Raw genomic sequence first — 12,400 nt, 5'->3', positions numbered from 1 at the left:
CCGTTTTCAATGGTAATTAAACAATACGCAACATATTCTCCAAATGACATGTTAATTAATTAGAAAACGTTAATTTAGCACATATCTTTTGGGGGGAACAAATATGTTTTTTGTAGATCTTGTATTATCTTTTTTACCAATGTGGTGTCTGATTACGCTGGTTAAAGTCAGGAAACATAGTGTATATACGGCTATTGTGTTTTGTGCGACACTCATACTGATAGGCTTTGATATTATCGTATCTGTGACGTCATCAGATTTTCACGACGCTGCATTTATATTGCAGCTCTTTTTACCGGCGCAGGTGATCTTAGCAATCATTTCACTTCTGGTCGGAAACCTGTTTCTACTGATCATCAATAGACGTGCGAGGAAACATTCGCAGATAGAGGAGTAATCCTATATATGAAATACGACAACATAACCAAAGCGGTCTTTGTAAATCGCCCTAATCGTTTTATTGCAGAAGTCGATATCGATGGGAAAAAAGAAATTGTCCATGTCAAGAATACTGGCAGGTGCAAAGAACTTCTGATTCCAGGATGTGAGGTGTGGCTGACTGAGCCGGGAACCCCAGATAGGAAGACGAGATATGACCTGGTGGCTGTAAAAAAGGACAATGGAATCCTATTTAACATAGACAGTCAGGCCCCTAACAAGGTGGTAAAAGAGTGGCTGGCAACTCAGAATTATGACAAGGTTATCCCTGAGTTTAAATATGGGAATTCCAGGATCGATTTCTATATGGAGCGCGGAGAGGAGCGCTATCTGATGGAAGTTAAGGGCTGCACCCTTGAGATTGATGGAGTAGGATATTTCCCAGATGCACCTACAGAGCGCGGAGTCAAGCATTTGCATGAACTGGCTGACGCCATAGCAGAAGGATACAAGGCGATGATCGCATTCGTGATCCAGATGGATGGTGTATCGGAGGTTAGAGCAAACATCACAACTCATCCTGAGTTTGGAGTAGCTCTGGATGAAGCTAAGGCAACTGGAGTTCAGGTTATCTTTTTAAAGTGCCACGTAGAACCTGACACTCTAATAATTACAGATAGTAATGAATAAAAATATGCGGAGCATAGGTTATTGCAACTTTCTCCGCATTTATTTATCTACGTATTTATTCCTGATTTCTTCTATTTCACTATAGTTTTTAACAAAAGCTTCTACAACTCTCGGAGAGAACTGAAATCCTTTTTGCCTTACAATTTCTGTAAAGGCTTCCTCAGGTGGCCAGGCTTCTTTGTAGGAGCGCTTGCTGGTTAAGGCGTCGTAGACATCTGCTACTGAAACAATCTGTGCATAAATGGAAATCGCATCGCCTTTAAGACCTCTTGGATACCCTTTGCCATCCCAGCGCTCATGGTGCTCATGAGCAATCTCTCGGGCTATGGTCATGATCTCGCCTTCATTATGCGATAGGAGACTGTCTCCATAGGAAGAATGTGTTTTGATGATCTCATATTCGTCTGCAGTCAGCTTTCCCTTTTTTTCTATAATATTATTTGGAATCATGAGCTTACCAATGTCGTGCATCATGGATGCGACTTTGATATAGCTTATTATCTTTTCATCGTCAAAAAATTCTTTGGCCAGAATAGCTGTATATTCAGAAACTCTCCTGATATGTTCGCCTGTTTCGCCGGACTTTGCCTCTGAAATGGAAGCAAAATCACGAATGATATCTGTCTGGCTATCCTGGAATTTCTGCATGTATTCAAGTCTGTTGCTGTGTTCCTTGGACAAGTGGACATTGAGCTTGGCAAATCCAGAGGCAAAAATGCAGGCAATGATGATTATGGAATCCAGCCATATCATGGGAATACTGAGCTTGTCGTATTGCAATTCAGAGAAAAAGTAATAGGCTCCGTAGCAGGTATCGATCAGTACGAAAAGAGCGATATTGTACAGGAGCACAGGCATCCAGTTGAGGGAATCCAGGTGCTTGGAAATGTAATCCACATCTCTTCCGTGAACAAAGGCAATTATCAGAAAAGCGATCGCATATATGATCACATAGCCTTTTGCATCCTGTGATATTACATATGCAAACCTGTCCTGTAGAACAAATTGTATATATGTTGTGGCGGATATTATCAGCACATCACCAAGGATCTTGGAATATAGATATATAGGAATAATAAACGCCAGAACGTCGAGGACTATACAGTAGAGACCGAAAATGGCAATTACGGTGGAGTTTTCAAATTTAAGATTTGGCTTTATAAACAAGTTGAAGGTCCTGTAATTAAATATCTCGGAGAAAATGCTGACTACCGGACCAGATAAAAGGAAAAAGATAATTCCCCTGACAATCTGTCTGGGCACAGAATATTTAACCTTTGACACACGTAGTGAGAAAAGGGCAAATAGAAGAGAAACTATTAATCTTGGCCAGTAATATATGATGACGTCTCCCATTGGATACCTCTTGGCAGTGTATACAATTCCACATTTGATTATATACTATAACAATAATTAAGTGACGCAATTACATAATTAATTATGAATATTAATAGAAAGTTTATTATATCTGACTGTCATTTTGACAGTTTTTTTGATGGGCAAAAGAGAATAATTATGCAATAATTCTTTGAATTGTATTCGATTTATTTGAAAATACAGAATTTAGTGAAAAAATGTACAAAAACAGCAATATTTGCGAGTTATCAAGCAATATCTGAAAGGTTAAAACTAGACATAATTGCTATGATTATTGTGCTCGAGCAAGCATGGATGCACTTATTTTTCTTATTTCATATGGGGAGGGGAACTTATAAGAATTAAGAAAAGGAGAAGGTATGAAAAAGATAAGTTTTAAGTGCTTATTCGCTAGGCTCATGGTACTTATTTTCCTTGTAAGTACTCTGGGAGTGTCTTTTAAGACAGAAGTTAAGGCAGCAAGTTACAACTTCATGGAAACCTATGGGGCTAAGTATGGATACTCAGGAAACTGCGTTCATACATACATGCTCAGGGACCAGAACACTGTTAATGCGATCAAGAAGGATTCTAACATTGTTACTCTTGGCAACGAGTTTAAGCCGGATTATCTTCTTGGAAGCAGACAGGCAACTCTTATTTCAGTAGCTGAGGCAAAAAGACTTGGCTATTATATTCCATCTAATTATTCTGAGCAGTATGTGCCCAAGATCAACTTCAGCACAGTTGATGAGGCTATGAGGCTCTGCTATCAGAATGGTCTTAAGATGAGAGGTCATACATTTGTATGGCATTCACAGACTCCTACATGGTTCTTTAGAAACGGATATTCAGGAAATGGCGGCTTTGTTAGCCAGTCAACAATGGATGCTCGTCTTGAATTCTATGTAAAGAGCGTTCTTAATCATGTTTATTCAAGCCAGTATGGCAGCGTTGTTGTATTCTGGGATGTTGCAAATGAGATCATGCACGCATCAAACTCAGGCTGGGAGGCTGTTTACGGAAACAACAAGACAAATGCTACGTATGTAAAGAAGGCATTTAACTATGCTTATGACGTGCTTGAGCAGTACAATCTCACTAATTCAGTTAAGCTTTTCTACAATGACTACAACACATACATGGTTGTAAATGACGAGATTGCGCTTGTTAACTATATCAACCAGGGTAAAAAAGTATGTGCCGGAATTGGTATGCAGTCTCACCTTAGCACAAGCTATCCTTCAGTAGACTACTATACTCAGGCTCTTAACGCATTCATCAGAGCTGGTTTTGAGGTACAGATCACTGAGCTTGATATCAAGAACAAGGGTGATCAGGATCTTAACAATTACACATACAATCTTTTCAAGAACATCAATACAGCCAAGAAGAATGGTGGAAACATCTCATGCATCACATGGTGGGGACCTTCAGATGCTGAGACATGGCTCCGTGGTGAAAAGCCACTTCCATGGTCCAATATCGGTGTTAATAAGGGAGCATATGATTCTCAGGTAAATGCTTATCTTGATGTATTTGGTAAGCCAGGCAGCTCAAGTTCAGGCAGTGGATCAGGTTCGTCATCAGGCTCAGGATCAGGTTCATCATCAGGCTCATCAAGCCAGACTGATACTAATAGCGCAGCAAGGATCGAAAATGGCTGGTATTACATCAAGGGCGTTCAGTCTCAGAAGTACCTCACAGTTGAGGGTAACAGAGCAAGCGGCTGGACAAATGTATGCATCAGTTCAGGTACAGGTGTAGATGGACAGAAGTGGTATGTTACAAATACTAATGATGGTTACATCAACCTCACATCAGGACTAGGCAATTTTATGCTGGATGTAGCTAATGGTGAAGATATCGATGGCGCAAATGTTGGTATTTACCAGGGCTATGGCGGAAATGCCCAGAAGTTCGTAGTTAAGAATACTAATACAAATGGTATCTATACAATCGCAACAAAGTCTTCAAATGCAGCACGCGTTCTTGATGTTAATGCGCACAAGACAGATGATGGCACAAATGTAATCCAGTACAAGTACAACGGTAACCAGAATCAGCAGTGGCAGTTCGAGAAGGTTGACGGAGGTCAGAGCCAGACAGGTGGTCAGGAACAGGGACAGACTGGTGGACAGGGACAGCAGGAACAGCCACAGCCTCAGCCTCAGCCAGAACCAGAACCAACTCCAGAGCCTACGCCAGATCCAGAGCCAATCTTCTTTGATTCAGGACTTGAGCTTACATATTCAATCAATAGCTGGGGTTCAGGCTATCAGGTAACCTATAAGATATCTAACAATACAGGAAACACTGTTGATGGATGGACTCTTAAAGTTAATAAGAATCAGGTCAACCTTGATTCATGCTGGAATGTAAATGTAACAACAGATGGTGATTATTATGTGATCACACCAGTTGACTGGAACAAGACAATTGCTAATGGACAGAGCGTAGAGTTCGGTTCGATTGGTGTTGGACAGGTCGGAGATTCTTTTGACTATGTATTAGAATCTGCAGCAGGAAGTTCATCAGGCAGTCAGGGACAGACGGGTGGTCAGGAGCAACAGGACCCTAATCAGGGACAGACAGGTGGCCAGGAACAGCAGGACCCTAACCAGGGGCAGACAGGTGGCCAGGAACAGCAGGATCCTAACCAGGGACAGCAGGAAGAGCAGCATCAGAGCGGTATTGATCTTTCCAAGGTTCAGTATTCAATTCCTCAGCAGTATAAGTCAGCCAGATATGATCAGGCTTCAGGAACAATCGTGAACATTTCCTATACAGCTCATGACTATTCAGCTAACAACCGTACATATACCAAGAGGGCTAACGTTTATCTGCCAGCTGGCTACAGCGCAGACAAGAAGTACAGCGTATTGTACCTCCTTCACGGAATTGGCGGAAACGAGAATGAATGGGGAATGACAGGAAACAACTCACAGGTTAAGGCTATCATGGATAACCTTGCGTACTATGGCGATATCGATGGATTCATCGTAGTTACACCTAATGGTAAGGCATCAGCCAGTGGCTCAGTAGATTCTTTCTATAACTTTGGAAAAGAGCTTAGAAATGATCTGATTCCTTATATTGATTCTCACTACAGCACCTATACAGACAGAGACCACAGAGCATGTGCAGGTCTTTCAATGGGTGGAATGCAGACCATCAATATCGGTATCGGAGAGTGTGTTGATCTGTTCAGCTATTTCGGAGCTTTCTCAGCTGCACCTACAAGTAACACCGCAGCTACAACAGCTTCTAAGTTAAATGGCAATCAGTATCCGATTCACTTCTTCTACAACATTTGCGGACTTCAGGATGGAACAGCTTATTCAAGTGCATCAGCTGCAGCCAAGAACCTTCCTTCGGTTTGTAACCAGTTTGTAGACGGTCAGAACTTTATGTGGCAGGAACTTAACGGTGCTCATGATTTCAATATTTGGTACCTTGGTTTCTACAACTTCGCGCAGATTGCATTCAAATAATATAGGATTTACAAAGAGCGGTGTGCAGAAAATGCACACCGTTTTTTTACAATTAAATCTATCACAATATAGTGTACAAATATGCTATTATAAGATTAATGAGGGGTAAGCAGATATGGTACAAAAAAAGTATTCATTTCACACAATGGATGAACTTGCCACTATAATTGCGGAGATTAATGGAAGTAAGTCTTACGAGAATGCTTCCGGTGTTCTTATGCAGTTATACAATCCCAAGATAGATGCGGATGATGAGGCTATAGTGGATTATATCAACGCGAACTGTAGCAATGCATGCCTTGTTGGTCTGACTTGTGCCAATATAGCAGACATAGAATATGACATCAAAGATAAGCCAATAGAGCTTAATGTCACGTTCTTTAAAAAGACAAGACTCATAGAATATGACTTTGACCTTGATATAGCTACAGGTTTCGTTGCAGGTCGTATTATCAATGAAGTACTTGATGATATCCAGGACGCCAAGTGCATGCTGGTATGCTATTCATGTGGCAGTGCTGTCATACATTCTTTTACCAGTGAGTTCAGGCACCATAATCTGCCGATGTTCGGGGCTAAGGCAGGGCGTAGTATCAGAGCTCTCAACACAGCCAAAGCTTATGGACAGAGAGCAGGGGCTAATAAGATTGTTGCAGTAATATTTTCAGGAAAAGACCTTCATTTATATATGGATAATTGCCTTGGCTTTAAAGAAATTGGAGTTGAGATGCTTGTGACCAAGACTAACGGCGACAACATCATTTCTGAAATAGACCACAGACCAGCTACTGAGGTTTACTCCAAATATCTCAAGGTTAGTCCTGGCAAATATTTTGTACAGAATGTCTGCGAGTTTCCAATGATCTTCCATAGAAAAGGCTGCGTTATAGCAAGAGTTCCTTCAGCCTATGGAGAAGATAATTCAATACATTTTACCTCCGATGTTGTTAAGGGTGAGACCTTGAGGCTTTCTTATGGAAGTGCGGACAATCTTTTAGATACGATCAGTGAATCAGTTGCAGGTATGAAGGATTTTAAGCCGGAAGCAGTTCTTTTGTTTGAGTGTGGTAACAGAGTCAGATTTCTTAAGGAAAAGGCAAGCAGTGAAACTTCCTGTTTCAGAATTCTTTATCCTGAAGTATCCGTGGCTGTGGGCTATGCGGAATTGTTTATGTCGGCTGATGGACATGGTGGTGTGCAAAATAGCGCATTAGTTGCTGTTGGACTAAAAGAAAATACTGATGCAGAAGATAAATACAGACCTTGTGTCAATTATATTGATGACTCGGAAATACAGGAGGACGAAAGAGAGTACATTCCGTTTGTGGATAGAATTCTGAATTTCCTGGAGAGAACATCCATAGAGCTGGACACTGTTAATAAAGAGCTGGGCAAGATTGCCTATACAGACCAGCTCACCAAGATATATAACAGGTGGGAGCTTGAGAACAAGATAAATGAAGTGCTGGGATTCTGTGCTGCGGACAATACTCCGGCTTGTCTGATATTTATGGATATTGACCATTTCAAGCATGTCAATGATACCTATGGTCATGACGTGGGAGACATGGTACTTAGAGCATCTGTCGATATTGTCAAAGACAATCTCAAACCTTCACATGTATTTGGTCGCTGGGGCGGCGAGGAGTTCCTTTACGTTTTGCCGGAGACTGACATGGACAAGGCACTTGAGTTTGCAGAGAGCCTTAGGTCGCAGATTGAGCAGAGTTGTTTTACTACAGTTCAGCACATAACTATGAGCTTTGGAGTTACCCAGTACAAGGCCGGAGATACCATTGATTCTTTTGTCAAAAGAGCTGACGAGGGGCTTTACAAGGCCAAAGAGAGCGGCAGAAACAGAGTAGTAGGAAATTGATAAACATATTATCTGGAAGATAAGGGCTAGTTATTGCAGCCCTTATTTTTTTGTGCTATTCTGTAGAACAGTTTGGAAACTAACGATATACAAAATGGCCAATAGTCAGTTTTTGACGCTATTATCAGGAAACCGATTGTATAAAATGATTTTATGACAATTATATTTTGATTTGATAAAAGGTTTGGGAGGAGAAGAAAATGGCAGTTAGAATAATTACGGATTCAGCAAGTGATATACCACAGGAGAAGGGCAAGGAGTGGGGAATAACAATTCTGCCTCTTAAGGTAAGATTCGGGGAGGAAGAATACCTTGATGGTGTTACACTTTCTGCGACAGATTTTTATAAGAAGCTTGTAGAGACTGATGCAGTTCCCAAGACAAGCCAGATTACTCCTTATGAGTATTCTGAAGAATTTAGAAAAGCAGATGAGTGTGGTGACGAACTCATATACATTAGTATTTCTTCCGGAGTTTCTGGTTCTTATCAGAGTGCATGTATGGCAGCTCAGGAGTATTCAGATAATATCTATATCGTGGATAGCAAACAGTTCTGCATTTCGCAGTACATCATTGTTCAGAGAGCAGTCCAGCTAAGAGATCAGGGCTATAGCGCTAAAGAGATTGTCGATATCATGGAGCCAGAGATCAAGAAAGCTCATGTTATCGCTGTTTTTGATACTTTGGAATACTTAAAGCTTGGTGGTAGAATTTCAGCTGCTGCAGCTTTTGCTGGAAATCTTTTGATGATCAAGCCTGTTATCACTATAGATGAAGGTGTGGTTAAGGTTATAGGTAAGGCCCGTGGCTCCAAAAACGGCCACAACATGCTCATGGAGTTCATCAGGAAATCAGGCGGAATTGATTACAGTAAGCCAACTTGTCTTGCTTATTCAGGATTATCTGATGAGATGTTAAAAAAATATGTTGAAGACTCCAAGGTACTGTACGAGGGGCATGAGGACGGCATTCAGTATGCAGTTGCAGGTGCAACTATTGGTACCTACACTGGACCTGGAGCTATTGCTTTTGCATATTTCGAGAACTAAAAATTATTCAAGATTTACCAGAAAAATTATCTTGTGTTTACGAAGTCCTGATAATAAAATGGTAAGGATGGAAAAAAGAAAATATTGGGAGGAGTATCATGGCACAAAGAACTGATATACACAAAGTTTTGATTATCGGCTCTGGACCGATTGTTATTGGCCAGGCGTGCGAATTTGACTATTCTGGAACGCAGGCTTGTAAGGCACTTAGGAGTCTTGGTTACGAAATCGTATTGGTTAACTCCAATCCGGCTACTATTATGACGGATCCGGAGATGGCAGATAAGACTTACATCGAACCACTTAATGTGGAACGTGTTGCAGCAGTTATTGAAAAGGAAAGGCCAGATGCTCTTCTACCTAATCTTGGTGGTCAGTCAGGCCTTAATCTGTGTTCTGAATTATACAAGGCCGGAATTCTCGACAAATTCAACGTAAAAGTTATTGGTGTCCAGGTTGACGCTATTGAGCGTGGCGAGGACAGAACAGAATTTAAGAAGACAATGGACATGCTTGGAATTGAAATGGCTCGTTCCAAGGCTTGTTACTCTATAGAAGAAGCTCTTGCAGAAGCTGATGAACTTGGTTACCCTGTAGTACTTCGTCCTGCTTATACAATGGGAGGCGCAGGCGGCGGTCTTGTTTATAACAAGGAAGAGCTTCAGACAGTTTGCGCTCGTGGCCTTCAGGCATCTATCATTCATCAGGTTCTTGTTGAGGAGTCAATCCTTGGCTGGGAAGAGCTTGAGCTTGAGGTTGTTCGTGACAAGGACAACAATATGATCACTGTATGCTTTATCGAGAACGTTGATCCTGTTGGTGTTCACACAGGTGATTCTTTCTGTACAGCTCCTATGCTCACTATTTCTGAGGATCTTCAGAAAGAGCTTCAGCGTCAGGCATACAAGATTGTAGAGCACATCGGTGTTATTGGTGGAACAAACGTACAGTTTGCTCATGATCCTGTATCTGGACGTGTCATCGTTATCGAGATCAATCCTAGAACATCACGTTCATCTGCCCTTGCAAGTAAGGCAACAGGCTTCCCAATTGCCCTTGTTTCAGCCAAGCTTGCTACAGGTCTTACACTTGCAGAGCTTCCAGATTCCAAGTTTGGAACGCTTGATAAGTATGTTCCAAATGGAGATTATGTTGTTGTTAAGTTCGCCCGCTGGGCTTTTGAAAAGTTCAGAGGCGTAGAAGATAAGCTTGGTACTCAGATGAGAGCCGTTGGTGAAGTTATGAGTATCGGCAAGAACTTCAAGGAGGCATTCCAGAAGGCAATCCGTTCTCTTGAAAAGGACAGATACGGCCTTGGATGCATCGAGAAGTTCGAGAAGATGTCCAAGGAAGAACTTCTTCGTCTTCTCAAGGATGCTTCATCAGAGAGATACTTCCTTATGTATGAGGCTATGAAGAAGGGCATTACAGTAGACGAACTCTTCGATATTACTAAGGTTAAGCATTACTTCCTTAATGAGATAAAAGAGCTTGTGGATGAAGAGACAGCTCTTTTGACTGAGTCCAAGGGTAGCGTTCCTGCTAAGGATGCCCTTGTTAAGGCTAAAAAAGATGGTTTCTCAGATAAATATCTTGCTAAGCTTTTGGGTGTATCTGAGGACGATGTCAGAAATTCCAGAATGGGCTTTGGCCTTACTGAGTGCTGGGATGGAGTTCACGTATATGGCACAGATGGTAGTGCTTATTACTACTCAACATATCAGGAGGAGAGCGCTCTTGAGAATCCTATGAAGCTCTCAGCTGGTGAGAACAAGAAGATCATGATCCTTGGCGGTGGTCCTAACAGAATCGGTCAGGGTATTGAATTTGACTATTGCTGCGTACATGCTGCTATGGCTCTTAAAAAACTTGGCTTTGAGACAATCATTGTAAACTGCAACCCTGAGACAGTTTCTACTGACTATGATACTTCAGATAAGCTTTACTTTGAGCCACTTACACTTGAGGATGTTCTGCAGATCTATCGTAAGGAGCAGCCACTTGGCGTAATCGCTCAGTTTGGTGGCCAGACACCTCTTAACCTTGCAGCCAAGCTTAAGGAAGAAGGTGTTAACATCCTTGGTACAACTCCAGAGGTTATCGACCTTGCAGAGGATAGAGATCAGTTCCGCATGATGATGGATAAGCTGGGAATCCCAATGGCAGAGGCTGGCATGGCATCTGATGTTGAGACAGCCAAAGAGATTGCTGCCAGAATCGGATATCCTGTTATGGTTCGTCCTTCATTTGTCCTTGGCGGACGTGGAATGGAAATCGTCAGAAACGAAGAAAATATGGAAGAATACATGAGAGCAGCTGTTGGTGTAACACCTGACAGACCAATCCTCATCGACAGATTCCTTCACAATGCCCTTGAGTGCGAGGCTGATGCGATTAGTGATGGCCAGCATGCCTTTGTTCCAGCAGTTATGGAGCATATCGAGCTTGCAGGTATTCACTCAGGAGACTCAGCTTGCATCATCCCTTCCAAGCATATTTCCAAGGAGCACCTTGCTACAATCGAGGAGTACACCAGAAAGATTGCTGTTGAGATGAACGTAGTAGGTCTTATGAACATGCAGTACGCTATCGAGGATGACACAGTTTATGTCCTTGAGGCTAATCCAAGAGCATCTCGTACAGTACCTCTTGTATCCAAGGTTTGTGGTATCAAGATGGTTCCTGTTGCTACAGATATTATTACAGCACAGCTCACAGGCCGTCCTTCACCAGTTCCTCAGCTCATTGCTGACAAGAAGGAGACAGAACCTGTATATTATGGCGTAAAAGAGGCTGTGTTCCCATTCAATATGTTCCCTGAAGTTGATCCTGTTCTCGGACCTGAGATGAGATCAACAGGAGAAGTTCTGGGACTTGCAAAGACTCCTGGTGAAGCCTTCTTTAAGGCTCAGGAAGCTGCTGGAAGTTTACTTCCACTTGAAGGAGCTGTACTTATTTCCCTTAATGAGGAAGATAAGCCACATTCAGTATGCCTTGCTAAGAGTTTTGCAGCTGATGGATTTAAGATCTATGCTACAGGCAGAACCTATGAGCTTATTACAGAAGCTGGAATTCCAGCAGTTAAGATAATGAAGAACTACGAGGGTGGAAGACCTAACGTAGAGGATGTAATCAAGAATGGTGAAGTTCAGCTGATCATTAACACACCTATCGGCCGCGGAGCAGAGCACGATGATGGATATCTTCGTAAGGCTGCTATCAAGGCACGTATTCCTTACATCACAACAGTTGCTGCTGGTAAGGCCGCGGCAGAAGGAATCCATGAGGTAAAAGAGAAGGGCTGCGGCAATATCAACTCCCTTCAGGAATATCACGCCAAACTGAACTAAAAATTATTAGAAGTCCGCAGAAATGCTTGTGTTCGTCTGCAAAGAGAAAAAGAGCCGGGAGCTTAGCTGATATGATTCCCCTAAAGTAGACAATGGAAATATCCAAAGTCTCCTTTAGGGGGATTTTTTATGGCTAAGTATCCTTTAGAAATCAAGATTGCTGCATGTAAAGATTATTTCGAGCGAAACATGTCAATGGGAGACATA

General features: G+C 42.0%; 7 protein-coding genes. 6 read left to right on the top strand and 1 reads right to left on the bottom strand.

Annotation, left to right across the window (positions count from 1 at the left end; genetic code table 11):
* Positions 1–103 precede the first annotated feature (103 nt).
* Positions 104–397: a hypothetical protein gene (locus IJI01_RS08890; RefSeq protein WP_292188957.1), complete on the top strand. Its 294-nt coding sequence runs from the start codon at positions 104–106 to the stop codon at positions 395–397.
* A gap of 8 nt (positions 398–405) precedes the next feature.
* Positions 406–1,068 carry a DNA/RNA nuclease SfsA gene (sfsA, locus tag IJI01_RS08885; protein WP_292188955.1) on the top strand — a complete coding sequence of 221 codons (663 nt, stop codon included), beginning with the start codon at positions 406–408 and terminating at the stop codon, positions 1,066–1,068.
* Between the two features lie 39 nt (positions 1,069–1,107).
* On the opposite strand, the gene IJI01_RS08880 is transcribed toward sfsA, so the two are convergent.
* Positions 1,108–2,424: an HD-GYP domain-containing protein gene (locus IJI01_RS08880; protein WP_292188952.1), complete on the bottom strand. Its 1,317-nt coding sequence runs from the start codon at positions 2,422–2,424 to the stop codon at positions 1,108–1,110.
* Positions 2,425–2,804: 380 nt separating this feature from the next.
* On the opposite strand from IJI01_RS08880, the gene IJI01_RS08875 reads away from it, so the two are divergent.
* The 4 genes from IJI01_RS08875 to carB all read left to right on the top strand — a co-directional run bounded on the left by IJI01_RS08875 (position 2,805) and on the right by carB (position 12,193).
* The gene (locus IJI01_RS08875; protein ID WP_292188949.1) at positions 2,805–5,918 is read left to right on the top strand and encodes an endo-1,4-beta-xylanase; all 3,114 of its coding nucleotides are present in this window, start codon (positions 2,805–2,807) and stop codon (positions 5,916–5,918) included.
* A 115-nt stretch (positions 5,919–6,033) separates the two neighbouring features.
* On the top strand, positions 6,034–7,794 hold the full coding sequence (locus IJI01_RS08870; RefSeq protein ID WP_292188946.1) for a sensor domain-containing diguanylate cyclase: 1,761 nt from the start codon (positions 6,034–6,036) through the stop codon (positions 7,792–7,794).
* A gap of 200 nt (positions 7,795–7,994) precedes the next feature.
* Positions 7,995–8,843: a DegV family protein gene (locus tag IJI01_RS08865; protein WP_292188941.1), complete on the top strand. Its 849-nt coding sequence runs from the start codon at positions 7,995–7,997 to the stop codon at positions 8,841–8,843.
* Positions 8,844–8,941: 98 nt separating this feature from the next.
* Positions 8,942–12,193 carry a carbamoyl-phosphate synthase large subunit gene (gene carB / locus IJI01_RS08860; RefSeq protein WP_292188938.1) on the top strand — a complete coding sequence of 1,084 codons (3,252 nt, stop codon included), beginning with the start codon at positions 8,942–8,944 and terminating at the stop codon, positions 12,191–12,193.
* Positions 12,194–12,400: the final 207 nt, after the last annotated feature.

Source organism: Butyrivibrio sp., assembly GCF_017433805.1.
GTDB lineage: Bacteria > Bacillota > Clostridia > Lachnospirales > Lachnospiraceae > Butyrivibrio.
This window is presented reverse-complemented; position numbering and strand designations above follow the sequence as displayed.